Raw genomic sequence first — 24588 nt, forward strand, 5'->3', positions numbered from 1 at the left:
CTCCTTCAGGCAGTGAAACGTTGATGTTCGGCCACGGCGCGCGCCACCCAGACGCGGGCCTGGCCAAGGTAATGGGCAGGGTCGAGCAAGCGATCGAGTTCTTCTGCCGACAACTCGGCACTGACCTGCGGCTCGTCACCCAGCACGGCACGCAGGTGGCGCTGTTCGGCGACGGCGCGCTGGCAGCACTGCTCGAGCAAATGATGAGCACGGTCACGGCCCAGGCGCTGAGCCAGGACAATGCTGACCGCCTCGGCCAGCACCAGCCCCTGGGTCAGGTCGAGGTTGCGGCGCATACGTTCGGCATCGACCTGCATGCCTTCGGCAATCACCTGGGCCTGGCGCAGGGCGCCAGAAACCAGGCAGCAGATATCCGGCAGGGTTTCCCATTCGGCATGCCACAGGCCAAGGCTGCGTTCATGTTCTTGAGGCATGGCGGCGAACAAGGTCGACAACAGGCCCGGTACGCGGGTAGCGGCACCGATCAGCACAGCGGCACCCACTGGGTTGCGTTTGTGCGGCATGGTCGACGAACCACCTTTACCTGGCGCGGAAGGCTCGAACACCTCCCCCGCCTCGGTCTGCATCAGCAAGCTGACATCGCGGCCAAACTTGCCGAGGCTACCGGCGATCAGGCCCAGCACCGAGGCAAATTCCACCAGCCGGTCGCGCTGGGTGTGCCAGGGTTGCTCGGGCAAGTGCAGCTTGAGCTGCTCGGCCAGGCCCTCGGCCACCGGCATGGCTTTGCTGCCCAACGCAGCCAGGCTGCCGGACGCACCACCGAACTGCAAGCACAGCAGGCGCGGGCGCAGCTCCTGAAGCCGCTGGCGATGACGGGTCAGCGCGCCCAGCACACCGGCCAGCTTCATGCCCAAGGTGACCGGCGTGGCGTGTTGCAGCCAGGTACGCCCCACCATCGGGGTGTCGGCATGTTGCAAGGCCTGGCGCGCCAGGGTATCGGCCAGTTGAGCGAGGTCTGCCTCGATCAGGTCGAGGGCATCGCGCAGTTGCAGTACCAGCCCGGTATCCATGGCGTCCTGGCTGGTGGCGCCCAGGTGCACGTAGCGCTCGGCCTCGGGCACGCCGCTGGCGATCACTTTGCCCAGCGCCTTCACCAACGGGATCGCCGAGTTGCCAGCACTGGCAATGGCATCGGCCAGGGCGCCAGCGTCGTAACGCTCAGCCTTGCAGGCCGCCTCGATGGCCGCCACCGCACTGTGCGGCACCAGCCCGGCGGCCGCTTCGGCGCGGGCCAGGGCGGCTTCGAAATCGAGCATGCCCTGCAGGCGGCCACGGTCTGAGAAAATCTCGCGCATGGCCGGCGCGGTGAAGTAGGCATCGAACAGCTGGTTGTCCGCACGGTACGTCATTGCAGGTCCTTAATCGTCATGGTGCAGGTACGCCGCCTGCTTCGGCAGGCGCAGGCTGAACAAGAAGGCCACCGCCATCATGGCCGTCACGTACCAGTAGAAGGTGTTTTCCATGCCCAGGGTCTTCAGGCCCAAGGCCACGTATTCAGCCGACCCGCCGAACATGGCATTGGCCACCGCATACGCAAGGCCCACACCCAGTGCGCGCACCTGCGGCGGGAACATCTCCGCTTTTACCAGGCCGCTGATCGAGGTGTAGAAACTGACGATACACAAGGCCAGGCTGATCAGCACGAACGCCAGGAACGGGCTGGTCACGGTCTTCAGCGCCATCAACAGGGGCACGGTGAACAGCGTGCCCAAGGCGCCGAACAGCAGCATCGAGTTACGCCGGCCGATACGGTCGGACAGCATGCCGAAGAACGGCTGCAGGATCATGAACAGGAACAGCGCCCCCGTCATCACATAGCTGGCGCTCTTGGCGTTCATCCCGGCCGTGTTGACCAGGTACTTCTGCATGTAGGTGGTGAAGGTATAGAAAATCAGCGAACCGCCGGCGGTGTACCCCAGCACGGTGATGAACGCCGCGGCGTGATTGCGGAACAAGCCGCTGATCGAGCCGGCGTCTTTGTCATTGCGGGTTTCGGCGTTGCTGGTTTCGTGCAGCGAGCGACGCAGCATCAGCGAGATCAGCGCGGCCACGGCACCGACCACGAACGGAATACGCCAGCCCCAGGCACGCAGTTCGTCCTCGGTCAGCAACTGCTGCAGGATGACCACCACCAGCACCGCCAGTAACTGGCCGCCGATCAGGGTCACGTATTGGAACGAGGCGAAGAAACCGCGCTGGCCGCGCAGTGCCACTTCACTCATGTAGGTCGCCGTGGTGCCGTACTCGCCACCTACCGACAGGCCTTGGATCAAGCGGGCGAGCAACAGCAGCGCCGGCGCCCAGGTACCAATGCTGCCGTAGGTCGGCAGGCAGGCAATCATCAAGGACCCGGCGCACATCATCAGCACCGAGATCATCAGGGAATTCTTGCGGCCATGGCGGTCGGCCAGGCGGCCAAAGATCCAGCCACCAATGGGGCGCATCAGGAAGCCCGCTGCGAACACACCGGCGGTGTTGAGCAACTGCACAGTGGGGTCGTCGGAGGGGAAGAAGGCCGGGGCGAAGTAGATCGCGCAGAAGGCGTAGACGTAGAAGTCGAACCATTCCACCAGGTTGCCTGAAGAGGCACCTACGATCGCGAAGATACGCTTGCTGCGTTCTTCGCCGGTGTAATAGGTTGAGGTCATGAGGTTTTACTCCTGGAGGGTCCTAGGTAAGTCTAGACATACCTAGTAACACACTCGTTCCGCGGCGCGGCTGGCCATTAGCCTTGTGTCTCATAGATCCGGCCTCTTCGCGGGTAAACCCGCTCCCACAGAGGATTGCGTGGATCCCTGTGGGAGCGGGTTTACCCGCGAAGAGGCCGAGCCTGATCAAACCCGCTCGATGGCCAACGCCAAACCTTGGCCTACCCCCACACACATGGTCGCCAGGCCTTTACGCCCGCCGCTCTTCTCCAACTGATGCAACGCCGTCAGCACCAGGCGCGCGCCACTCATGCCCAGCGGGTGGCCCAGGGCAATCGCGCCACCATTGGGGTTCACCTGCGGCGCATCATCAGCCACACCCAGCTCACGCAGCACGGCCAGGCCTTGGCTGGCGAACGCTTCGTTCAGCTCGATCACGTCGAAGTCACTCATCGCCACACCCAGGCGCTCGGTCAGCTTGCGCACCGCTGGCACCGGGCCAATGCCCATGACTCGAGGAGCAACGCCGCCGCTGGCCATGCCCAGTACCCGGGCACGTGGGGTCAGGCCGTGTTTCTTCACCGCTTCCGCCGAGGCCAGGATGAGTGCCGCAGCACCGTCGTTGACACCCGACGCGTTGCCTGCGGTGACTGTCTTGTCCGGGCCATTGACCGGCTTGAGCTTGGTCAATGCTTCCAGGGTGGTTTCCGGGCGCAGGTGTTCATCACGCTCGACGATAGTTTCGCCCTTCTTGTGGGCAATGCGCACTGGCACGATCTCTTCGGCGAAGAAGCCGGCTGCCTGGGCCGCGGCGGCCTTTTGCTGGCTGCGCAGCGCGAATGCATCTTGGTCGGCGCGGGACACCTGGTAATCGTCAGCGACGTTATCAGCGGTTTCCGGCATCGAATCGACGCCGTACTGGCTCTTCATCAGCGGGTTGATGAAACGCCAGCCGATGGTGGTGTCTTCAAGCTTCATGTTGCGCGAGTAGCCGCTTTCGGCCTTGCCCATCACGAAGGGTGCACGCGACATCGACTCAACGCCACCGGCGATGGCCAATTCCATTTCGCCACTGGCGATCGCGCGGAACGCCGTGCCGATGGCATCCATGCCCGATGCGCACAGGCGGTTCAGGGTCACGCCAGGAATGCTCTCAGGCAGGCCCGCCAGCAGCAGCGCCATGCGCGCCACGTTGCGGTTGTCTTCACCGGCCTGGTTGGCACAGCCGAAGAACACTTCGTCGACCTGATCCCACTGCACCGAAGGGTTACGCTCGATCAGCGCCTTCAGCGGCACTGCCGCCAGGTCATCGGCGCGCACGCCGGCCAGGGCGCCGCCGAAGCGGCCGATCGGGGTGCGGATGGCGTCACAGATGAATACGTCGCGCATTTGGCTTCTCCTGCCATCTGGCCATGGGCCGCGGCGGTATGGGCTTCGAGGTCGCGCAAGGCGGACATCTCGATTCGGGTGGATTCGGTGGTGGTCTGCACGTCGCCGGCAAAGCGGATCGCCCAGCGGATGGCCGCAACGATCTGCTCGCAGGTTGGCCCCCGAATGAACCGCAGCGACAGCGAATTCATGGGGTGCCGGCTCGCTTTGGAGACTCCCGGTCAGGGTTCATCAGTGCGTTCAGATTAAGGAGACTGGTAGGTCCCTTACAATCCGATAATCGACCTTATGTGCGATTATCGAACCATTTATGTATTTCCTCTGCTGCCGGCATTGCCCCGCTGTAGGAGCAGCCTTGTGCTGCGAATGGGCCGCAAAGCGGCCCCCTTCGGCACTCAGGTCGCGTCCGCGTGGCTGACCAGTCCTTTCACGACCACACCCACCGTCGCCAATGCCGCCGGCACCAGCAGCGCTGTCAGCACCTGTTCGAAATTCCAGCCCAGGCCCAGCAGCGTCGCACCACTCCAGGCGCCGAGGATCGCACCAAAGCGGCCGATGCCCAGCATCCACGAAACGCCCGTGGCACGCCCTTGGGTTGGGTAGAAGCGGGCAGCCAGCGACGGCATGGCCGACTGCGCACCGTTAACGCACATGCCAGCGACCAGCACCAGGGTGGCGAGCAGGGTGATGTTGCCCAGGCTCTGCCCCACCGCGTAGGCAAACACCCCGGCCAGCAGGTAGAAAATGCCGATGACCTTGTGCGGGTTGAAGCGGTCCATGGCCCAGCCCACCCCGACTGCGCTCAGCACGCCGCCAAACTGGAACAGTGCGCCAATGAACGCCGCCTGCTCCATGCTGGCCCCGCTGTCACGCATCAGGGTCGGCAGCCAGCTGGTCAACAGGTAGACAATCACCAAGCCCATGAAGTAAGTCAGCCACAGCAACATCGTGCCCAGGCCGTAGGTGCCGGAGAAGATGACCGCAAATACGTTGCGCGCCGCCACCGCCTTTTGCTCCGGCACGCTGAAGCTGGCCGCCTGGGCCACTACCTGCGGCGCAATCGGCGCCAGGGTTTTGCGCACTTTATCCGTACCGCGATTACGCACTACCAGGAAGCGTGCTGACTCCGGCAACCAGACCAGCAGCACCACCGCCAGCAACAGCGGCAGCACGCCACCGATCACCAGCAGGCTATGCCAGCCATACGCCGGGATCATCTTCGCAGAGATAAACCCACCGCCCGCCATGCCCAGGTTGAAGCCGCAGAACATGCTGGTCACCAGCAGCGATTTGAGCCGCTCAGGGGTGTACTCGGACAGCAGCGTCGTCGCATTCGGCATACCCGCACCCAGGCCAAGCCCGGTGAGGAAGCGCAGGACCAACAACTGGTCGACATTGGTCGCGTAGGCCGAGGCCAGGCTGAAGCCGCCGAACACCAGCACGGCAGCCACCAGCACGCCTTTACGCCCGAAACGGTCGGCCAGTGGGCCTGAGCCCAGTGCGCCGAACACCATGCCGATCAACGCGGCACTCATGACCGGGCCGAGGCTGGCGCGTTCGATGCCCCACTCCTGCGACAAGGCCGGGGCGATGAAGCCCATGGCGGCAGTGTCCAGGCCATCGAGGAAAACGATCAGAAAACACAGCAGCACGACGCGCCATTGATAGCGGGACAGCGGCTGGTCGTTGATGAACGACTGGACGTCGAGGCATTTGCCGACGTTGGTTTGCGGTTGGTTCATTGTTGTTATCCAGAATTAGGGCACGGCCATGCCACTGCACTCAGCGCGCAAGTACAGGGGTTGATAATAGGAGGATGGCGGGCTGCGTCAGCCTGGATACAACAGTGCTGCGAGCGGGTGCGGCCGCGGCAGCGATGGGACAGTAGTCATGGTATGTGCCTCACATGTTTTTCTTGTTCGGTCGGCAAAGCCGACCGTTGCGAGAGACATTAATCAGCCTACCGGGACGACGCAATTCACTGAGCACGACATTGTGCGTTTATCGAACAGGAAAGGCGTCCGTGCTCGATAATGGGGCAGGAAGGGCGCTCAGCGGCCCTCCCTTGCGTGGCATCACCCGAACAATTGATGGCAAAGGTCCCGGCTGGCCGCCAGCAGGATCGGCAAGAAGCGCTGCTCCAGTTCGCTGCGCGTCACACGCCCGACGTGGGTGCTGACGTTCAAGGCAGCCAGCACCTGCCCCGAAGCGTCATAAATCGGCACGGCGATAGAACGCAGCCCTTGCTCCAGTTCCTGGTCCACCACGCACCAGCCCTGGGCTCGCACCTGCTGAATGCAGGCAAACAACGATTCGGCATCGTGCAAGGTGCGGCTGGTACGCGGCTTGAGGTCAGCCCGGTCGAGGTACTCGCGCAGGCTGGTGTCGTCCATCGCCGCCAGCAGAATGCGCCCCATCGACGTGCAGTAGGCCGGCAAGCGCCCGCCTACCGACAGGTCGACCGAGATCAACCGCTCCACGGTCGCCGATCGGGCTATATAAAGGATGTCGTCACCTTCGAGGGTGGCCATGTTGGCCGCCTCGTGCAGTTGGTCACTGATGCGGTCCAGGTACGGCTGCGCAGAAATCGCCAACGGCGTCGACGACAGGTAGGCATGGCCCAGGGTCAGCACCTTGGGCAGCAGTGAATACGTGCGCCCGTCAGTCGTCGCGTAGCCCAGCTTGATCAAGGTATGCAGGCAACGGCGCACGGCTGCGCGAGGGATTTCGGTGCGGTGGCTGATCTGGGCGATGGTCAGGTGGCGCTTGCGCTCCTGAAACGCCTGGATAACCGCCAGCCCACGCGCGAGGGAGGTCATGAAATCCGGGTCGCCAGTAAACGCCTGAATACGCTTGGCCGGCGATGCCACGATCGGCGGCGCCAGGGCGGGTGCGGCAGGGCGTGCCGACTCTGGGTTGGCAGATTCGTTGGCCGCTGTTTCGTCGCTCATCGCTCACCTCAAAAAAAACGCTGGTTCGTGCGATTATCGAACGAACGGCCGATAATCGCAATTGACCGCTGACACTTTTGCTTATACCTTTCTCATGCCACTTTGTGGCTTCTTTGGAGAGACTGGTCAGGTACCCACCGTAGAAGTCCCAGGCAACGGCCTCGCCTTGTGCGAGGCCGTTTTACTTTCTGCATTCGCCACGGCTGGCCGACGAACTTTTACCGCTCGCGCCTTTCAAAGTTATACGCGCGGTGTGACGCGTTACCCATTGAGCCCAACTACTTCGACGGGCATGTCAGGCTTTGGTAAATATCCCTGTTCGAAGAATTATCGGTTGCTATAATCGATTGGGTTGTACGCCTTGTTGCTGTGGTAATGGAACACACCGCTGTCTCCAGCACTTACGGGCAACCCACGCATGTGCAGGTTCTGTATGGCACCCCCTCTGCTTTCCCTGTGGCATCCTTTGTATGCGCAGGGGCATGCTGTACAGCTAAAACAACAGTCTTAATTCAACTTACTCAGGTACTACTGTGACGAAAGATGAACTGCGCGCAGAACTCGAGCGCCAGGCTGAACGTTACAAGGATGTTTACGGTGGTGAAGTGACCACTTACGCCGCTCAACCGGACCCTGAACGCAAACCGTGGCGCAAGCGCGCCAGCGTGCGTGACCAGGCGTTCAACCAGGAACTGGAAAAAATGGAAAAGGAACTGCGCAGCGACAAGCCATAAGCGCAACGTTCCGCCTTCCGCGTCGTCGCCCGGCCTGCCCGGGCGCGGTCGATCTTTACCCAGAGGTCGATGATGAAATGGAATTACACAAATTTCATACGACCGTTTGAATCAGTCAAGCGTCGACTATTTCCCAGACATTTGCCGATTTTTTAAATATTTCACGCTTTTTTGCGGACGCTACTGTTCATGCAAGCGTTGGCAAGCACGTGAAGGCTGCGTCACAGTGCGTGCTATTGGTCTGTAGCAGGTGCATCGATTGCCAATATTTTCTGGCATAATCCCGCCCCCCTAAGACCGCCAGACAACCTTCATGATCGATTTATTCAGCGGACTGGATGCCTGGGTGTTGGTGAGCCTCCTGCTCGCCTTGACCTTCGTACTCGCCTTCGAGTTCATCAATGGCTTTCATGACACCGCCAACGCGGTAGCTACCGTCATCTATACCAAAGCCATGCCGCCGCACCTCGCCGTGTTCTTCTCCGGCGTGTTCAACTTCCTCGGCGTTCTGCTCGGTGGTGTCGGGGTGGCCTATGCCATCGTTCACCTGCTGCCGGTAGAGCTGCTGATCAATGTGAACACCGGACACGGCCTGGCCATGGTCTTCTCGCTGTTGGCTGCGGCCATCACCTGGAACCTGGGCACCTGGTACTTCGGTATCCCGGCTTCCAGCTCGCACACGCTGATCGGCTCGATCCTCGGTGTTGGCCTGGCCAACGCCCTGATCAACGACATCCCGCTGGGCGATGGCGTCAACTGGCAGAAGGCGATCGACATCGCCATGTCGCTGGTGGTCTCGCCCATGGCCGGTTTCGCGGTCGCTGCGCTTGTGCTGATCGGCCTTAAATGGTGGCGCCCGCTGTCCAAGATGCACAAGACGCCTGAACAGCGCCGCAAGCTCGACGACAAGAAGCACCCGCCGTTCTGGAACCGCCTGGTACTGGTGATTTCGGCCATGGGCGTAAGCTTCGTGCACGGTTCCAACGATGGCCAGAAAGGCATTGGCCTGATCATGCTGGTGCTGATCGGTATCGTGCCGGCCAAGTTCGTGCTCGACCTGAACAGCACCACCTACCAGATCGAACGCACCCGCGACGCCACCCTGCACATGAGCCAGTTCTACGAGCGCAATGCCGCCACCCTGGGTGAGTTCCTGGCGTTGGGCAAGGCCAAGGCGAGCGACCTGCCGGAACAGTTCAGCTGCAACCCGCAGCAGACCGAGCCGACCATCGCCGCACTGCAGGCCTCGCTCAAGGGCGTGACCGACTACCACACCCTGGATGCCGAGAAGCGCGTGGAAGTTCGCCGCTACCTGCTCTGCCTGGATGACACGGCGAAAAAGGTCGGCAAGCTGCCAGGCCTGGATGCCCGTGAAAAGGCAGACCTTGAGAAGCTGCGCAAAGACCTCACCGCCACCACCGAATACGCACCGTTCTGGGTGATCGTGGCCGTTGCCCTGGCCTTGGGCCTGGGTACCATGGTCGGCTGGAAGCGCGTGGTCCTGACCGTTGGCGAGAAGATCGGCAAGCAGGGCATGACCTACGCCCAGGGCATGTCGGCGCAGATCACAGCGGCCTGTGCCATCGGCATGGCCAACGTGTTCAGCCTGCCGGTATCGACCACCCACGTGTTGTCGTCCGGCGTGGCCGGTACCATGGTCGCCAACAAGAGCGGCCTGCAAGGCGGCACCGTGAAGACCATCCTGCTGGCCTGGATCCTGACCCTGCCTGCCTCGATGGGCTTGGCAGCTGGCTTGTTCTGGCTAGCGTCCAAGGCGATCGGCTGAGCGACACCGCTGTAGAAAAAGGCGCCTTCGGGCGCCTTTTTCATATTACCGCGCCTCTGTAGGAGCAGCCTTGCGCTGCGAAAACGTCGGCAAAGGCACTACAGCTTCATAGGCTGTACCGGCCTCTTCGCAGCACAAGGCTGCTCCTACAGTGCGTGGCGCTGCTAGCGCTTCTTGCCCCCCAACAACGACCCCATCAGCCCGCGCACCAATTGCCGACCCAACTGATTGGCCGCCTGCCGCACGGCGGACTTGATCGCCTGCCCCGCTGCACTCTGCAAAAAATCGCCAGCCTTGTCGGCAAAGCTCTCTTCATCGGCCTTCGGCACTGGCGCTGGCTCGACAGGCTCACCTTTGCGCTGAGTGAGCATTTCATAAGCCGATTCACGGTCCACCGGCTTGTCATAACGCCCGGCCAGCGGTGACGAGGTAATCAATGCAGTGCGCTCAGCCGCACTCAATGGCCCGATACGCGACTGCGGCGGCGCGATCAGCACCCGCTGCACCATGGCGGGGGTGCCCTTCTCTTCCAGCGTACCGACCAACGCTTCACCAATACCCAGCTCGGTCAGCACCGCCAGGCTGTCGAATGCGGGGTTGGGGCGGAAACCATCGGCCACGGCCCGCAGCGACTTCTGCTCTTTTGCGGTAAACGCACGCAAACCATGCTGGATGCGCAAACCCAGTTGGGCCAGCACCGCATCGGGTAGATCACCTGGCGACTGGGTCACGAAATAGACCCCCACGCCCTTGGAGCGAATCAGCCGAACCACCTGCTCCAGGCGGTCCTGCAACGCCTTGGGCGTGCCATTGAACAGCAAGTGCGCTTCATCGAAGAACAGCGCCAGAACTGGCTTGTCGGCATCGCCGCGCTCTGGCAACTGTTCGAACAACTCCGCCAACAGCCACAGCAGGAAGGTTGCATACACCTTCGGCGCTTCATGCACCAGCCGGCTGGCATCGAGCAGGTGGATGCGCCCACGGCCGTCACTGCCGGGCCGCAGCAAGTCTTCGAGTTGCAACGCGGGCTCACCGAACAGCGCCTCGGCACCTTGCTGCTCCAGGGTCGCCAGGCGACGCAGCAAGGCCTGGGTGGAGGCACTGGTCATCAGCGCGCTGTCTTCACCCAGCATCTGCGGGTTGTCCTTCAGGTGCGCCAGCAGCGCCTTGAGGTCCTTGAGGTCGAGCAACAGCAGGCCTTCACGGTCGGCCACCTTGAATGCGGCATACAAGGCTGCCTGCTGGCTGTCGGTCAGTTCCAGCAGGTTGCCCAGCAGCAGCGGCCCCATTTCGCTGAGGGTCGTGCGCAAGGGGTGGCCGGACTGCCCGGCGATATCCCACAGGCTTACCGGATAAGCCTGCGGCGTATGCCCCAACCAAGACATGCCGGCAATGCGTTCGGCCACCTTGCCCTGCGGTGCGCCCGCCGCACCCAGGCCGCACAGGTCGCCTTTTACATCGGCCGCGAACACTGCCACGCCCGCATCACTGAACACCTCGGCCAGGTGCTGCAAGGTGACCGTCTTGCCGGTGCCCGTGGCGCCGGCCACCAGGCCGTGACGGTTGGCGAGGCGCATGGCTTGATTGACAGGCTGACCATCAAGGCCCGCCCCTACAACTATTTGCGAAGAATCCGACATCTTCTTTCATCCTCTTCTCAAGCTTTGCCGCGTATCGGCCGATACCTCGGGGTGATATTCGCCTAGAACACAGTAACAACCCAACTAGGACTTCCCGGGATGTTGCACTGTCTTGCAGATGTATTCGTGCGAACGCCCGATAAAACCTTAGCGGAACCGATTACTCCATGAGCAAAAGCCTTCGTTTCAGCCACAAGATTCTCTTGGCGGCCTCACTGATCGTGATACTCGCCTTCAGCCTGTTCACCCTCTATAACGATTATCTCCAGCGTAATGCCATCAGAGAGGATCTGGAGAATTATCTGACTGAAATGGGCGAGTCGACTTCGACCAATATCCGCAACCTGTTCGAAGGCCGTATAAAGCTAGTGGAGAACCTGGCACAGAACATTGCCCAGGCCCCCAACGACGCTGAAACCCTGATGGGGCAGAATGCGCTGATCACAAGCTTCCTCACGGTGTACCTGGGCAAGGTCGATGGCAGTTTCAGCGTGCGCCCGGACGCCAAGATGCCTGAGGGTTATGACCCACGCACCCGCCCCTGGTACAAGGACGGCATGAACGCCTCTGGCGCAACGTTGACCGAACCGTACATCGACATGACCACCAACAAGATGGTCATCGGCATCCTCAGCAAGGTCTCCAACAGCGTGGGCGTGGTCGGCGGCGACCTGGCCCTCGACGGCTTGGTGCAGATCATCAACTCGCTGAACTTCGGCGGCATGGGCTACGCCTTCCTGGTCAACGACCAAGGTAAAATCCTGGTACACCCGGACCAGGGCCTGGTGATGAAATCGCTGTCAGACCTGTTCCCTCAGCACACACCGAAACTGTCCGGTGAGCTGACAGAAGTTCAGGCCCAGGGCGAGACCCGCCTGCTCACCTTCACCCCGATCAAAGGCCTGCCTTCGGCCAACTGGTACATCGGCCTGTCGGTGGACAAGGACAAAGCCTTCTCCATGCTCAGCACCTTCCGCACCTCGGCGGTGATCGCCACGCTGGTCGCGGTGGTCATCATCATCGGCCTGCTCGGCTTGCTGATTCGCGTGCTGATGCAACCGTTGCTGACCATGACCCGCGCCATGGAAGACATCGCCGAAGGCGAAGGCGACCTGACCAAGCGTCTGCGCATCCACAACCACGACGAATTCGGCCTGCTCGGCAGCGCCTTCAACCGCTTCGTCGAGCGTATCCACGGTTCCATCCGCGAAGTGTCCTCGGCCACCGAGCAGGTCAATGAAGTGGCCCTGCGCGTGATCAGCGCCTCGAACTCGTCAATGACCAACTCGGACGAGCAATCCAACCGCACCAACAGCGTCGCCGCCGCCATCAACGAATTGGGCGCCGCCGCACAGGAAATCGCCGGCAATGCCGCCCAGGCCTCGCAACACGCCAGCTCCGCACGGCTGCTGGCCGAAGAGGGCCAGCAGGTGGTCGAGCGCAACATCGCCGCGATGAACCGCCTGTCCGACCTGATCGTCACCTCCAGTGCGCACATCGAGACGCTCAACAGCAAGACCGTCAACATTGGCCAGATTCTCGAAGTCATCACCAGCATCTCCCAGCAGACCAACCTGCTGGCCTTGAACGCGGCGATCGAAGCCGCCCGCGCCGGTGAAGCCGGGCGTGGCTTTGCCGTGGTCGCCGACGAGGTGCGCAACCTGGCACACCGCACCCAAGAATCGGCACAACAGGTGCAGACCATGATCGAAGAGCTGCAGGTCGGTGCCCGCGAGTCGGTCGATACCATGGGCCAGAGCCAGCGCCACAGCCAGGACAGCGTGCAAATCGCCAACCAGGCCGGCGAGCGGCTAGACAGCGTGACGGTGCGTATCGGCGAGATCGACGGCATGAACCAGTCGGTGGCCACCGCCACCGAAGAGCAGACGGCCGTGGTCGAGGCGATCAACATGGACATCAACGAGATCAACATGCTCAACCAGGAAGGTGTCGAAAACCTGCAGGCCACCCTGCGCGCGTGTTCGGACCTGGAGCAACAGGCTTCGCGCCTGAAACACCTGGTGGGCAGCTTCCGCATCTAATGACGGTTCAATAGCCCCCTGTAGGAGCAGCCTTGCGCTGCGAAGAGGCCAGCTCAGCCCACAAAGCTGTAGCGTCCGTGCCGACCTCTTCGTAGCACAAGGCTGCGCCTACAAGCCCGCAGCAACCAGCCCAACCTCGATCGAACAAACTATCCTTCTGGTAGGTCAACCTTTAGGCGCGTCATCGCCGGTCCATTACGGCCGGATGACAGACCCGAAGACGATCCCGGAGGGATGCTGATCGTGCACATTGCCGACATCACCATGTTCTACGCCCCCGCCAGTGGTGGCGTACGTACCTATCTTGATGCCAAACACCGCCGCCTCGATGCCATCCAAGGCGTGCGCCACAGCTTGTTGATCCCCGGCGCCAGCGCGCAACACACCGATGGCATCTACCAGGTGCCGGCCCCACCCCTGCCCTTTGGCAATGGCTACCGCTTCCCGGTGCGCCTGGCGCCCTGGTGCAATGTGCTGCGCAGCCTCAAACCCGACCTGATCGAAGTCGGCGACCCGTACCTGACCGCCTGGGCTGCCTTGGAGGCACGCCGCCAGCTGGATGTGCCGGTGATTGGCTTCTACCATTCCGACCTGCCGCTGCTGGTGAGCAACCGCATGGGCAATTGGTTCACGCCCAATGTCGAAGCCTACGTCAGCAAGCTGTACGGCAACTTCGACCGGGTTCTGGCCCCCAGCCAGGTGATGGCCGACAAATTGCGCCGGCTGGGCATACGCGATGTGCATGTGCAGCGCCTGGGTGTAGACCTGGCCACCTTCAATCCCGACCACCGCGACCCGCACCTGCGCGCGGAACTTGGGATTGCCGACACCAGCCGCCTGCTGATCTACGCCGGCCGTGGCTCGCGGGAAAAGAACCTGCCGGTTCTGCTCAACTGCATGCAGCGCCTGGGCCGGCCCTACCACCTGTTGCTAGTGGGCTCCAACATGCCTGCGAATGTGCCGCAGAACGTCAGCGTGATCGACCACTTCTGCCCGCCGCAGGAGGTCGCCAGGCTGATGGCCAGTGCCGACCTGCTGGTGCATGCCGGCGACCAGGAAACCTTTGGCCTGGTCATTCTCGAAGCCATGGCCAGCGCGACGCCAGTGGTGGCGGTGCGTGCCGGTGCCTTTGGCGAGATCGTCAACGAACAATGCGGGCGGCTGTGCCAGGCCAATGACGGGGCAGCCATGGCGCAGGCGGTGCGCCAGGTGTTCGAAGAGGGCGTGCGTACCCTCGGCACCCAAGCCCGCCGCCATGTCGAGCAACACTATTCATGGGACAACGTGGTCGCCGGCCTGCTGCAGCATTACCAGGCCGTGCTCGGCCACCAACCGCGGGCGCGGGCCCATGGCTGAAACCGGCAGCGCAGCACGCAGCCTGATGCTGGTGCTGCACGACATCGCGCCCGAGACCTGGCCCGACTACCAACCCTTCGTCGAAGCCGTCGACAAGATCGGCGGTGTGCCCATGACCTGGCTGGTGGTGCCAGACTTTCACCACCGCAACCCCCTGCACCGCTCGCCCACGTTCTGCCGCCTGCTCGACCGACGCCTGGCACTGGGTGATGAGCTGGCGTTGCATGGCTACTACCACGCCGACGACGGTGCGCCACCGCGCAGCCCCGGCGCATTCTTCATGCGCCGCATCTATACCCATGAAGGCGAATTCTACGGGTTGGATCAACGTCAGGCGCTAGCACGCCTGGAACAAGGCCTGGCGGTGTTCGAGCGGCAAGCCTGGCCGGTGGCCGGCTTCGTGGCCCCCGCCTGGCTGATGAGCGAAGGCACGCGCCAGGCCCTGCGCCAGTTGCCGCTGCGCTACACCAGCACACCGCAGCACCTGTACCGCCTGCCTGAGTTCACCGCCATCGAGGCCCCCGGCCTGGTGTGGAGCGCACGCAGCGCCTGGCGCCGAAGGGTGTCGAAGGTGCTTTGCGACTGGCAATGCCAACGCTGGCGTGGCGCGCAGACCCTGCGTCTCGGCCTGCACCCGGTGGACATGCGCCACCGCGTATCACGCGACTACTGGCTACACACCCTGCAGGCGCTGCTGGCAGAGGGCCGCGAGCCGTTGACCAAATCCGCCTGGCTGGACCGCCAGGCCAGCGCATGAATCGCCTGGGCTGGCTAGGCCTGGCCCTGCTGGGCGCGGTGTTGGTACCGACGCTGCTGGGCGGCAGCGAACTGCTGCCCCGCCTGCAACGCTTCGACCCCGGCCTGTTACTGATGCTACTGGGCATGATCGTGCTGTGCTGGGTGATCAACGCCATTCGCCTGCGACTGCTGCTCGGCCAGCAAGGCGCACAACTGCGTTACCTGCGCAGCCTCGGCGTGGTCATGGCCACCGAGTTCGCCATCTGTACCACCCCTGGCGGCAGCGGCGGCCCGCTGACCCTCATGGCCCTGCTGGCGCGCGACCGCATTGGCCCGGCGCGCAGTGGCGCGGTATTCGCCATGGACCAGTTGAACGACTTGCTGTTTTTCTTCTGCGCGATGCTGGCGATCGCCGGCTATGCGTTGTTCCACCGCCTGGGGCACAGCCAGCAAAGCATGTTGCTGGGCAGCGCACTGTTGCTGTGTGCGGCATTGGTCGTAGTGCTAGGGCTGCTGCGCTACCGGCGCGGGCTGATGCGCTTGAACGGTCGCCTGTTACAGCGCCTGGGGATGTCTGCGGGGTGTAAACGCCGCTGGGCGCGCAAGCTGCTGCACTTCATCGACGCCCTGGCACAAACCTGGCGCCTGCCCAAGCGCACGCTGGCACTGGTATTCACCCTGACCTGCGCGCATTGGGGCCTGCGCTACAGCGTGCTGTACCTGGTGCTGAAGGGGCTGGGCGTGGAGCTGGCGTGGATCCCCAGCTTCCTGGTGCAGATGCTCTCGCTCAGCGCCGGCCAGTTCAGCCTGTTGCCGGGTGGCGCAGGTGCCGCCGAATTGACCTCGGCAAGCCTGCTCACACCCTTGGTGGGCAGTTCGACAGCGGCCGCAGCGATCGTTATCTGGCGCGCGGTCACTTACTACTTTTATCTGCTGGCGGGTGGGCCGGTGTTCGCTTGTTTGCTGGCACGCCCGCTGCTGGAGCGTTGGCGCCGTCAGGCGGGTTGAGTTGCCGCCAGAGTTCGGCTGCTCCGGGGAAGTCGGTGCCGTCGGCGTCACTCAAGGCCTCGGGGTCATAGCGGGCCAGGCAGCCCTCGCCGAGGGTTGGCGGTGGTGAGGCGCCAGCTTTGTCACGTGGATCTGGCATGAGCGTTTCCTCGCGATTGAGGGGGCGCTTTGCGCCCCATCGCCGGCAAGCCGACTCCCACAGGTGCGGCGCTAGCCTTGGAGGCTACACAGTTCGGGTGGGAGCTGGCTTGCCGGCGATGGGCTGCGAAGCAGGCCGGCTCGGTATCAGTCGAACACCACGGTCTTGTTGCCGTGCACCAGCACGCGGTCTTCCAGGTGATAACGCAGGCCGCGGGCCAGCACCATCTTCTCGACATCACGGCCGAAGCGGACCATGTCTTCGATACTGTCGGCATGGCTGACACGTACCACGTCCTGCTCGATGATCGGGCCGGCATCCAGCTCTTCGGTCACGTAGTGGCACGTCGCACCGATCAGCTTCACGCCGCGCAGGGCCGCTTGATGGTACGGCTTGGCACCGACGAAGGATGGCAGGAAGCTGTGGTGGATGTTGATCACTTTTTCAGCGTAGTCCTGGCACAGCTGCGGCGGCAGGATTTGCATGTAGCGAGCCAGCACTACCACGTCGGCCGCGTGTTCCTGGACCAGGCGCGACACTTCGGCGAAGGCTGGCGCCTTGTCCTTGGGGTCGACCGGTACATGGAAGAACGGAATGCCGTGCCACTCGACCATGCTGCGCAGGTCGTTGTGGTTGGAGATAACGCACGGGATATCGCAATCCAGCTCATCGGTGTGCCAGCGGTGCAGCAGGTCGGCCAGGCAGTGGGATTCGCGGCTGGCCATCAACACCACGCGCTTTTTTTGCGCCGAGTCGGTCACACGCCAGGTCATGGAGAACTCTTCGGCGATGGGCGCGAACGCCTCGCGGAATGCCTCGATACCGAATGGCAGGGATTCGGCACGGATTTCATGACGCATGAAGAACCAACCACTCTGTTCATCGGAGTGGTGGCTGGCTTCGTTGATCCAGCCATTGTACAAGGCCAGGAAATTACTGACTTTCGCCACGATGCCAACACGGTCGGGGCAGGCGATCACCAGACGATAGGTGCGCATGAATGAGACTCCAGAACTTCGCAAAGGCGCTCATTCTAGCGGCCCGCCAGGAAAAACGCAGTATGGATCGCACCGCGTGCGTTGTGCACACCGCCAGGCACACAAGACGTGGCCCTGTTCAGCGGCATGACAAAACGCAGGGCTAATGTAAATTTTTGTTCACGCAGAGAAATGTTGTGACAGCTTAATTAACAGTTAATGGCCCATTTGTATGTTTACTTGCGAGTATCGCCTGTCTATTATTGGCCCACACATTTCTGAACACGCATTAAAGGAACTCTCCATGTCCCTGATTAACGAGTACCGCGCCACCGAAGAAGCCATCAAGGAACTTCAAGCCCGCCTGGCCAACCTCTCGCAAGACGACAAGCTGAAGCAAGAGCTGGAGTTCGAAGGCAAACTGCGCACGCTGATGGGCGAGTACTCCAAGTCGCTGCGTGATGTGATTGCCCTTCTCGACCCAGAGTCGAAACTGAGCAAAGCGCCTCGCGGCGCGGTCAAGCCTACCGCCACTAAGCGTGCGCGCAAGGTCAAGCAATACAAGAACCCGCACAATGGTGAAGTGATCGAAACCAAAGGCGGCAACCACAAAACCCTGAAAGAATGGAAAGCCAAGTGGGGTGGTGACGTGGTTGAAAGCTGGGCGACCCTGCTGGACTGATTGTCCGCACGCTCAACGTTGCTTAGCGCAACAAAAAAACGCCGGCTCAATGCCGGCGTTTTTGTTTTTCCATTCACTGCGCAATTGCAAATTGTGCCTGCAGTTTTCGCGCGTGTTCCTGCCACGCATCCAGTACCCGCCGGCCCGCCTCGTCGGCGCCTTCCCAGGCACGCTGCCGCGCCTGCTCGAAATCACCCAGGGTATTCGGCGCGCCCCACTGCGGGTCGCTCAGGCGTTGCTGACAGAAGCCATACCAACGCTGACGCTCTTCACTGTTCAAGGTCTCAGGGAAGTTGCGAGCCCGATAACGGAACAACAGTTCAGGCATGCGCGGGTCATCGAACATCCAGTGCCCCTGGCCCAATTGCGCGGGTTCCAGCGTGCGAACTTGCTCACACAAACGCCGATCACGGTCGCCCAGAAAACCGTCATACAACTGTTGTTCAGGATCTTCACTCGGCGTGAAATCATCCTTGCCGTAGATGTGTTCCAGCTTGTCTTGCCAGTGTGCTTGTTGATTGGCCAGCTGTTCGCCACGCGATTGTAACAACGTCAAGTCGATGCCCAACCGTTGTTGATCGACCGGGCGCAATACCGAGAGTGGCGCCAGCACTGGGCAACGATTGATCTGCACCAATTTAAGCGGAACGGGTAATTCGCCCTCGGCCAATTCTTCGTGGCGGGTATACAAGCGCTGACGAAGAACTTCAGGACTTTCCCGCAATAACGGTAGGGTTTCCTGATGCAGGTCGCAGACAATCAGGGCATTGCGATTGCGCGGGTGCCACGCCAGCGGCAGGACCACGCCCAGGTAATTACGGGCCGCCGAAAAACGCCCCGAAATATGTACCAGCGGCTGCAACAAACGGACCTGTTCCATCACTTTTTGTTTACTGCGTAGCTGAAACAGCCACTCATACAATTTCGGCTGTTTCTGCCGGATCAAGCGCGCCAGGGCAATCGTGGCCCGCACGTCGGAAAGTGCCTCGTGGGCGTGGCCATGGTCGATGCCATTGGCTTTGCTGAGCAGCTCCAGGCGCAGGCTGGTACGGCCATCCTGCTGCGGCCACTCGATGCCTTCAGGGCGCAAGGCATAGGCCGTGCGCACGATGTCGATCAGGTCCCAGCGGCTGTTGCCGCCCTGCCACTCACGGGCGTAAGGGTCGAAAAAGTTGCGGTAAAGGCTGTAGCGCGTCACTTCATCGTCAAAGCGCAGGGTGTTGTAGCCAGCGCCACAGGTGCCTGGGCGCGCCAGTTGCGCGTGCACCCGGGTCATGAATTCGGCTTCGCACAGCCCTTGGGTTTCCAGTTGTTGCGGGGTGATGCCGGTGACCAGGCAAGCAGCCGGGTGCGGCAGGATGTCGTCCGAGGGGCGGCAATAGAGGCTGATCGGTTCTTCGATTTCGTTGAGGTCGAAGTCGGTGCGCACACCGGCCACCTGCAGCGGCCGGTCGCAGCGCGGGTTGATGCCAGTGGTTTCGTAGTCGTGCCAGAAAATGCTGGAGCTCACGGGGTCGTCCTGTATCGAGGTCGACCCGATTCTAGCCTACTCGGCTCTAGCGGAAGCGTTGGCGGGGCGGAAACTGAAATAGTCGTGCAGAGAGCGAACGAACTCGTCGTACTCGCGGGGCGCCTGCAGCAACATGAAGCCGGAGTCGTAATGGCCGGGCGTCTGGTCTTCGCGGCACCACAGGCAACTGGCGGTGAGGTTGATGAACTGATACCCGCCACCGGCCAACGGCAAACGCAATTGCAGCTCGTAATCCGGCCCGACCAGCACCGGCAGTTGGCTGATGAGCATCAAACCGTCTACTGAGGCATTACCCAGCTGGCCGATCGGCTGATCGGTAAAACGGTTGAAGACCTTGAGAACGCAGGGCAACTGATGGCGTTCGATATGCCGCTTGTTGAAGATGATCACAAGTGCAGTCCGTACCCGGTGCCAGGAATGCGCGGTACTGGCGGTTGTTGTAACAACTGAGTTACAGATTAGCGCAGCGCGCGCGGTTAATCCCGTGAAATAAATCACACCTTGGTGTTAACGCCAAGGGGGGGTCTGCACCGGGTTGGCCACGGCAGCCTCAGCGCCACGGTAATGGCCAAGCTTCTCGAGGGTCTGCAGCCGGGCCTGGGCGCGGTAGGCGTATTCGTTGCCCGGGTAGGCCCGGATCATGTACTCGTAGGTCTGCGCAGCGTCCACGAACAGCTTCTGGCGTTCCAGGCACTGGCCGCGCAGCAGCGACACCTCGGGGTGGACGAACGGTCGCGCGCGGCTGGTGCGGTCGACCTGCGAAAGCTCCAGCATCACCCGCTGGCAATCACCGCGGTCGTACGCACGGTAGGCATTGTTCAAGTGGTGGTCCATCGACCAGCGGGTGCAGCCGACGGCGCTGGCCGCCAAGGCTAAAACGATCAGGGCTCGCATGAGGGGTCTCCTTTGATGCCAGTGTATCGGCCTTTGCCCATAAATCTTCACACCCTTTTGCGAGGATGGCCTGACCGTTCAAACGCTACCCTGCCTTGGTCGCAGGTAGTGCAACGGAACAATGACTACAGCGAGATTCAGGAGTAGCCTTTCGCTGCGCTTCACTATAGGAGTCTGTGCATGACCATCCGCCGTACCAAAATCGTCGCCACCCTTGGCCCCGCCAGCAACTCGCCGGAAGTGATCGAACAACTGATCCTTGCCGGCCTGGACGTGGCACGTCTGAACTTCTCCCACGGCACGCCGGACGAGCACAAGGCGCGCGCTCGCCTGATCCGTGAAATCGCGGCCAAGAACGGTCGCCACGTCGCATTGCTGGGCGACCTGCAAGGTCCGAAGATCCGCATCGCCAAGTTCAGCAACAAGCGCATCGAACTGAAGATCGGTGACAAGTTCACCTTCTCCACCGCCCACCCGCTGACCGAAGGCAACCAGGACATCGTCGGTATCGACTATCCCGACCTGGTCAAGGACTGCGGCGTCGGTGACGAACTGCTGCTCGACGACGGCCGTGTGGTCATGCGCGTCGAGACCGCCACTGCTGATGCACTGCACTGCGTAGTGATCATCGGTGGCCCGCTGTCGGACCACAAAGGCATCAACCGCAAAGGTGGCGGCCTGACCGCACCGGCCCTGACCGAAAAAGACAAGGCCGACATCAAGCTGGCCGCGGAAATGGACCTGGACTACCTGGCCGTATCGTTCCCCCGTGACGCCAGCGACATGGAATATGCCCGCAAGCTGCGTGACGAGGCCGGCGGCAGCGCCTGGCTGGTGGCCAAGATCGAGCGTGCCGAAGCCGTTGCCGACGACGAAACCCTCGACAAGCTGATCGCCGCCTCCGACGCCGTCATGGTTGCCCGTGGCGACCTGGGTGTGGAAATTGGCGACGCCGAGCTGATCGGCATCCAGAAGAAGATCATCCAGCACGCCCGCCGCAACAACAAAGCGGTGATCGTAGCGACCCAGATGATGGAGTCGATGATCCAGAACCCGATGCCGACCCGCGCCGAAGTGTCCGACGTGGCCAACGCCGTGCTGGACAACACCGATGCGGTGATGCTGTCGGCCGAAAGTGCCGCCGGCGCTTACCCGATCGAAGCCGTCCAGGCCATGGCGCGCATCTGCCAGGGTGCCGAGAAGCACCCGACCAACCAGAAGTCCAGCCACCGCCTGCACACTACCTTCGAGCGTTGCGACGAAAGCATCGCCCTGGCGGCCATGTACACCGCCAACCACTTCCCGGGCGTCAAGGCGATCATCGCCCTCACCGAGAGTGGCTACACCCCACTGATCATGTCGCGCCTGCGTTCGCACGTGCCGATCTTCGCCCTGTCGCCGCACCGCGCTACCCAGGCTCGCGTCTCGATGTTCCGCGGTGTCTACCCGATTGCCTTCGACCCGGCTTCGCTGCCGGCCGACAAGGTGAGCCAGGCGGCGGTCGACGAACTGCTCAAGCGTGGTTTGGTGCAACAAGGTGACTGGGTGATCCTGACCAAGGGCGACAGCTACCACACCATCGGTGGCACCAACGGCATGAAGATCCTGCATGTCGGTGATCCGCTGGTCTGATTGCCTTACACACCCGTAGTCAAAAAGCCCCGTGAGTTCACTCACGGGGCTTTTTCATGTCCGCTACCTAGCATTTTTGCCAGTTTCGTCGTGGCGCCCAGCCTGCGATCGTTGAGTGACGCAACGCCTTCACACTGTTCAACACGAAAGGTGAAAAGCAATGAGCACAACTCGCAAACAGAACGTGCTGGATCCTGACTACGGCGCCTACGGCGTCGCTCGTCCACACCGGTCGATTCAGCAAGTTGCGTCTTCAATCCCAGATAACCAGAACGGCAGAATTTGCGTTGGCACGAGTGTGGGCGGCAATTACGTCATTTTCCGTGTGGATAACACAGGCAAACTCGATCAACACTTTGGTAAAAACAACGGGCTGACCGAAGGCAAGTTCGCTCCCCCGTTATCCGCCGTTGGCAGCCGTGTTCACCTGCTCTCAGACGGCAAAATCCTCATGATCGGATTGCATAATGGCCTACAACCCGCTCTGGCTCGATTCAGCAGCAGCGGCTTGCTAGACACGTCATTCGGCGAGGATGGCCATGTTGTGATCAAGACGCCCACAGACCTTGAGGTGCACGACCAAACCACACCCCGCGTTATTGAAGTCGCTGAGGGGCTACCGCAGGTGCAGACACGCGCGGCGAACGACAAGGTTTACCTCCTATTTACGTTCGGCAATACCCACTCCATGATCATGCGGTTCAATGCCGACGGCGCCTTGGATACGACCTTCAACGGCACCGGTTACAAGCAGCTTACTCCTCCCAGGGGATACCTTACTTACACGACCGCGATGCTTCTGGACGGTGAATTCATTCTCCTGGGCGGGTCAGTCATGACTGCTGATCTCGACTTAGCCTGTGTCATCCGGCTGCACAGTAGCGGTGACTATGACTCGACATTCGGTAACGAAGGCTTTGCCTTCGCCGAGCTGACTACTCATGCCAACTTTTTCTCGGTTGCCAAACTCGCTTCGAACACCATCGTCTGTGCCGGCGGCGAAGTCCCTCAAAAAGGCGTGATCGCCGCTTTCGATGATCAGGGCCAACCGTTGTCGGGCTTCACCACTACCTCACTGGACATCGGTGGTTACTGGAAAACAGTCGCCGTCTTCAACGATCAGGCCATCATCACCGTAGGCGACACCGGCGGGATTCAATCTGATCTATTAGTCGGCAGGTACTTGACCAACGGCCAACCGGACAGCGGTTTTCAGGACAATGGCTGGCTGTCGTTCTCTCTAGGGAAGAGCATGGACATGGCCTCAAGCAGCGAGCTGCAGCCAGACGGCAACACATTGGTGACCGGCGAGGACAATGAGGAAGACGAGCAAGGCTGGATCCGCAAAGGTTTCCTGCTACGTTGCCTCACAGCGCCCTGACAATCAGCACCGGCACATGGCAAGTGGTCAATCGCGAACCGCACGCGGTTGACCAAGGTGCTTGGTTCAAGGGTTCAGACGTGTTCAACAAAGGCATCCGCGTACACCTGGCCTCTCGGCACCCCTGCAACGAACAGGCGCCGGGCGAAACGCTCGACACTCGCGGGCGCCCCGCATACGAGTGCCACCGTCTGTCGTGACACCATCCGCAACCCCGCCAGCGCTTCCTCCATCTGCTCCGCCAGCACCAGGTCGACGGTCACACCTGCCATACCCTGCATCGCTCCAGCCAGGTAATGCCCGGCGCTGTCCCGCGCCACATGCAGCACCCGAATCTCGCCGCGATGCCCCTGCCGCACAGCCTCACGCAAGATGCCCCACAAAGGCGCAAGCCCGGTGCCCGCCGCCAAAAACCAGAGTGGACGCTCCTGCCAGTCCAGGTCGTAGTGCAACGCCCCGCCCCTCAGCTCGCCCAGGCGCAGCTCATCGCCAATCCGCAAGCCCCGAGCGCTGTCACAAAACGCCCCTGGCCGGCGGCAGTCGATATGAAACTCGAGAAAATCATCCTCACCCGGCAGGCTTGCCAAGGAATATGGCCGCGCGACCGCACCATTCCACAACACCAGATGCTGGCCGGCGTGGTAGCGCAGCGCCCGCTCGAGCCGCAGGCGCAAGCGCAACACATCGCCAAACCAGTCCAGTGCGCACACCGTTGCGGGCATGCCTTCGAGCAGCGGGTCGAACACCGCCACGCGCAGGTCATCCACCACCCGGCACTGGCACGCCAGGCGCCAGCCCTGTGCGTGCTTGTCCAGCGCCAAAGCCTCGGGCAAGGCATCTGCCGGTTGCCCGTCCAGGCAATGCACCAGGCAGGCGTGGCAACTGCCTGCGCGGCAGCTGTAGGGCACATTCAAGCCCGCCGCGTTCAAGGCATCGAGCAGGTTGCTGCCGGTGGGCACCGTCCAGCGGCGCTCGCCCACACAGAGTTCAGGCATGGTCATGATTCTCCGGGTACACATCGTCACTCTAAGGCAAGCCG

At 61.9% G+C, this 24588-nt stretch carries 19 protein-coding genes and 3 pseudogenes; 10 read left to right on the forward strand and 12 right to left on the reverse strand.

Annotation, left to right across the window (positions count from 1 at the left end; all coding sequences use genetic code 11):
• Positions 1 to 5: 5 nt before the first annotated feature.
• From HU750_RS06065 to pcaR, 6 genes and pseudogenes are all read right to left on the reverse strand, one after another.
• Positions 6 to 1370 (reverse strand): 3-carboxy-cis,cis-muconate cycloisomerase, encoded by a 1365-nt coding sequence (locus tag HU750_RS06065; RefSeq protein WP_085273604.1) that lies wholly within the window; start codon positions 1368 to 1370, stop codon positions 6 to 8.
• Positions 1371 to 1379: 9 nt separating this feature from the next.
• Positions 1380 to 2669, reverse strand: a complete 1290-nt coding sequence (locus HU750_RS06070; RefSeq protein WP_027594089.1) for an MFS family transporter — start codon at positions 2667 to 2669, stop codon at positions 1380 to 1382.
• A 186-nt stretch (positions 2670 to 2855) separates the two neighbouring features.
• Entirely contained in the window at positions 2856 to 4058 is a 1203-nt protein-coding gene (gene pcaF / locus HU750_RS06075) for a 3-oxoadipyl-CoA thiolase (RefSeq protein WP_099430329.1), read from the reverse strand.
• Positions 4059 to 4060: 2 nt separating this feature from the next.
• Positions 4061 to 4256, reverse strand: a pseudogene (locus HU750_RS27130) (CoA-transferase subunit beta); the annotation flags it as partial.
• A 197-nt stretch (positions 4257 to 4453) separates the two neighbouring features.
• Positions 4454 to 5800, reverse strand: a complete 1347-nt coding sequence (gene pcaK / locus HU750_RS06085) for a 4-hydroxybenzoate transporter PcaK (RefSeq protein ID WP_186677650.1) — start codon at positions 5798 to 5800, stop codon at positions 4454 to 4456.
• 333 nt (positions 5801 to 6133) lie between these two features.
• Positions 6134 to 7009: a pca regulon transcriptional regulator PcaR gene (gene pcaR / locus HU750_RS06090; RefSeq protein ID WP_050580745.1), complete on the reverse strand. Its 876-nt coding sequence runs from the start codon at positions 7007 to 7009 to the stop codon at positions 6134 to 6136.
• 533 nt (positions 7010 to 7542) lie between these two features.
• Here pcaR and HU750_RS06095 point away from each other — a divergent pair.
• Positions 7543 to 7743, forward strand: coding sequence for a hypothetical protein (locus HU750_RS06095; protein WP_027594085.1), 201 nt, complete (start codon positions 7543 to 7545; stop codon positions 7741 to 7743).
• Positions 7744 to 8056: 313 nt separating this feature from the next.
• The gene (locus tag HU750_RS06100; RefSeq protein WP_027594084.1) at positions 8057 to 9529 is read left to right on the forward strand and encodes an inorganic phosphate transporter; all 1473 of its coding nucleotides are present in this window, start codon (positions 8057 to 8059) and stop codon (positions 9527 to 9529) included.
• A 164-nt stretch (positions 9530 to 9693) separates the two neighbouring features.
• On the opposite strand, the gene HU750_RS06105 is transcribed toward HU750_RS06100, so the two are convergent.
• Positions 9694 to 11169 carry a helicase HerA-like domain-containing protein gene (locus HU750_RS06105; protein WP_186677652.1) on the reverse strand — a complete coding sequence of 492 codons (1476 nt, stop codon included), beginning with the start codon at positions 11167 to 11169 and terminating at the stop codon, positions 9694 to 9696.
• A gap of 311 nt (positions 11170 to 11480) precedes the next feature.
• On the opposite strand from HU750_RS06105, the pseudogene HU750_RS27500 reads away from it, so the two are divergent.
• From HU750_RS27500 to gpgF, 5 genes and pseudogenes are all read left to right on the forward strand, one after another.
• A pseudogene (locus tag HU750_RS27500) lies at positions 11481 to 12353 on the forward strand (HAMP domain-containing protein); the annotation flags it as partial.
• A 261-nt stretch (positions 12354 to 12614) separates the two neighbouring features.
• Positions 12615 to 13211 (forward strand): annotated as a pseudogene (locus HU750_RS27505) (methyl-accepting chemotaxis protein); the annotation flags it as partial.
• 234 nt (positions 13212 to 13445) lie between these two features.
• Entirely contained in the window at positions 13446 to 14567 is a 1122-nt protein-coding gene (gene gpgS, locus HU750_RS06115; protein ID WP_186677657.1) for an N-acetylglucosaminyl phosphatidylglycerol synthase, read from the forward strand.
• Complete coding sequence (gene gpgD, locus HU750_RS06120; RefSeq protein ID WP_099430333.1) at positions 14560 to 15324, forward strand: N-acetylglucosaminyl phosphatidylglycerol deacetylase; 765 nt, start codon at positions 14560 to 14562, stop codon at positions 15322 to 15324. Before gpgS ends, gpgD begins: the two co-directional genes overlap by 8 nt.
• Positions 15321 to 16313 (forward strand): glucosaminyl phosphatidylglycerol flippase, encoded by a 993-nt coding sequence (gpgF, locus tag HU750_RS06125; RefSeq protein ID WP_186677659.1) that lies wholly within the window; start codon positions 15321 to 15323, stop codon positions 16311 to 16313. Before gpgD ends, gpgF begins: the two co-directional genes overlap by 4 nt.
• A 285-nt stretch (positions 16314 to 16598) precedes the next feature.
• Here the strand turns inward: gpgF and purU are convergent, their stop codons facing one another.
• Positions 16599 to 17450 carry a formyltetrahydrofolate deformylase gene (purU, locus tag HU750_RS06130; RefSeq protein WP_027594078.1) on the reverse strand — a complete coding sequence of 284 codons (852 nt, stop codon included), beginning with the start codon at positions 17448 to 17450 and terminating at the stop codon, positions 16599 to 16601.
• Positions 17451 to 17733: 283 nt separating this feature from the next.
• Between purU and mvaT the strand changes: the two genes are divergently transcribed.
• The gene (mvaT, locus tag HU750_RS06135; RefSeq protein WP_027594077.1) at positions 17734 to 18111 is read left to right on the forward strand and encodes a histone-like nucleoid-structuring protein MvaT; all 378 of its coding nucleotides are present in this window, start codon (positions 17734 to 17736) and stop codon (positions 18109 to 18111) included.
• Between the two features lie 73 nt (positions 18112 to 18184).
• Here mvaT and sbcB read toward each other — a convergent pair whose 3' ends face one another.
• The 3 genes from sbcB to HU750_RS06150 form a co-directional block, all read right to left on the reverse strand.
• Positions 18185 to 19621 carry an exodeoxyribonuclease I gene (gene sbcB, locus HU750_RS06140; protein ID WP_186677662.1) on the reverse strand — a complete coding sequence of 479 codons (1437 nt, stop codon included), beginning with the start codon at positions 19619 to 19621 and terminating at the stop codon, positions 18185 to 18187.
• 36 nt (positions 19622 to 19657) lie between these two features.
• Entirely contained in the window at positions 19658 to 20026 is a 369-nt protein-coding gene (locus HU750_RS06145; protein ID WP_027594075.1) for a PilZ domain-containing protein, read from the reverse strand.
• A 123-nt stretch (positions 20027 to 20149) separates the two neighbouring features.
• Positions 20150 to 20536 (reverse strand): tetratricopeptide repeat protein, encoded by a 387-nt coding sequence (locus HU750_RS06150; RefSeq protein ID WP_027594074.1) that lies wholly within the window; start codon positions 20534 to 20536, stop codon positions 20150 to 20152.
• Between the two features lie 180 nt (positions 20537 to 20716).
• On the opposite strand from HU750_RS06150, the gene pyk reads away from it, so the two are divergent.
• Positions 20717 to 22168, forward strand: coding sequence for a pyruvate kinase (pyk, locus tag HU750_RS06155; protein WP_027594073.1), 1452 nt, complete (start codon positions 20717 to 20719; stop codon positions 22166 to 22168).
• A gap of 160 nt (positions 22169 to 22328) precedes the next feature.
• Complete coding sequence (locus HU750_RS06160; protein WP_186677663.1) at positions 22329 to 23549, forward strand: NHL repeat-containing protein; 1221 nt, start codon at positions 22329 to 22331, stop codon at positions 23547 to 23549.
• A 74-nt stretch (positions 23550 to 23623) separates the two neighbouring features.
• Here the strand turns inward: HU750_RS06160 and HU750_RS06165 are convergent, their stop codons facing one another.
• Entirely contained in the window at positions 23624 to 24544 is a 921-nt protein-coding gene (locus HU750_RS06165) for an iron-sulfur-binding ferredoxin reductase (protein WP_186677665.1), read from the reverse strand.
• Positions 24545 to 24588 lie beyond the last annotated feature (44 nt).

The sequence above is a fragment of the Pseudomonas sp. SWRI50 genome (genome assembly GCF_014269095.1).
Classification (GTDB): domain Bacteria; phylum Pseudomonadota; class Gammaproteobacteria; order Pseudomonadales; family Pseudomonadaceae; genus Aquipseudomonas; species Aquipseudomonas kermanshahensis.

What these genes read in the sequence shown, in the direction of transcription:
- HU750_RS06105 (WP_186677652.1), bottom strand. Translation starts at nt 11,169, where the DNA reads ATGTCGGATTCTTCGCAAATAGTTGTAGGGGCGGGCCTTGATGGTCAG.
- pyk (WP_027594073.1), top strand. Translation starts at nt 20,717, where the DNA reads ATGACCATCCGCCGTACCAAAATCGTCGCCACCCTTGGCCCCGCCAGC.
- mvaT (WP_027594077.1), top strand. Translation starts at nt 17,734, where the DNA reads ATGTCCCTGATTAACGAGTACCGCGCCACCGAAGAAGCCATCAAGGAA.
- HU750_RS06070 (WP_027594089.1), bottom strand. Translation starts at nt 2,669, where the DNA reads ATGACCTCAACCTATTACACCGGCGAAGAACGCAGCAAGCGTATCTTC.
- pcaF (WP_099430329.1), bottom strand. Translation starts at nt 4,058, where the DNA reads ATGCGCGACGTATTCATCTGTGACGCCATCCGCACCCCGATCGGCCGC.
- pcaK (WP_186677650.1), bottom strand. Translation starts at nt 5,800, where the DNA reads ATGAACCAACCGCAAACCAACGTCGGCAAATGCCTCGACGTCCAGTCG.
- HU750_RS06100 (WP_027594084.1), top strand. Translation starts at nt 8,057, where the DNA reads ATGATCGATTTATTCAGCGGACTGGATGCCTGGGTGTTGGTGAGCCTC.
- HU750_RS06160 (WP_186677663.1), top strand. Translation starts at nt 22,329, where the DNA reads ATGAGCACAACTCGCAAACAGAACGTGCTGGATCCTGACTACGGCGCC.
- HU750_RS06165 (WP_186677665.1), bottom strand. Translation starts at nt 24,544, where the DNA reads ATGCCTGAACTCTGTGTGGGCGAGCGCCGCTGGACGGTGCCCACCGGC.
- purU (WP_027594078.1), bottom strand. Translation starts at nt 17,450, where the DNA reads ATGCGCACCTATCGTCTGGTGATCGCCTGCCCCGACCGTGTTGGCATC.
- gpgD (WP_099430333.1), top strand. Translation starts at nt 14,560, where the DNA reads ATGGCTGAAACCGGCAGCGCAGCACGCAGCCTGATGCTGGTGCTGCAC.
- HU750_RS06150 (WP_027594074.1), bottom strand. Translation starts at nt 20,536, where the DNA reads ATGCGAGCCCTGATCGTTTTAGCCTTGGCGGCCAGCGCCGTCGGCTGC.
- gpgS (WP_186677657.1), top strand. Translation starts at nt 13,446, where the DNA reads ATGCTGATCGTGCACATTGCCGACATCACCATGTTCTACGCCCCCGCC.
- HU750_RS06065 (WP_085273604.1), bottom strand. Translation starts at nt 1,370, where the DNA reads ATGACGTACCGTGCGGACAACCAGCTGTTCGATGCCTACTTCACCGCG.
- gpgF (WP_186677659.1), top strand. Translation starts at nt 15,321, where the DNA reads ATGAATCGCCTGGGCTGGCTAGGCCTGGCCCTGCTGGGCGCGGTGTTG.
- pcaR (WP_050580745.1), bottom strand. Translation starts at nt 7,009, where the DNA reads ATGAGCGACGAAACAGCGGCCAACGAATCTGCCAACCCAGAGTCGGCA.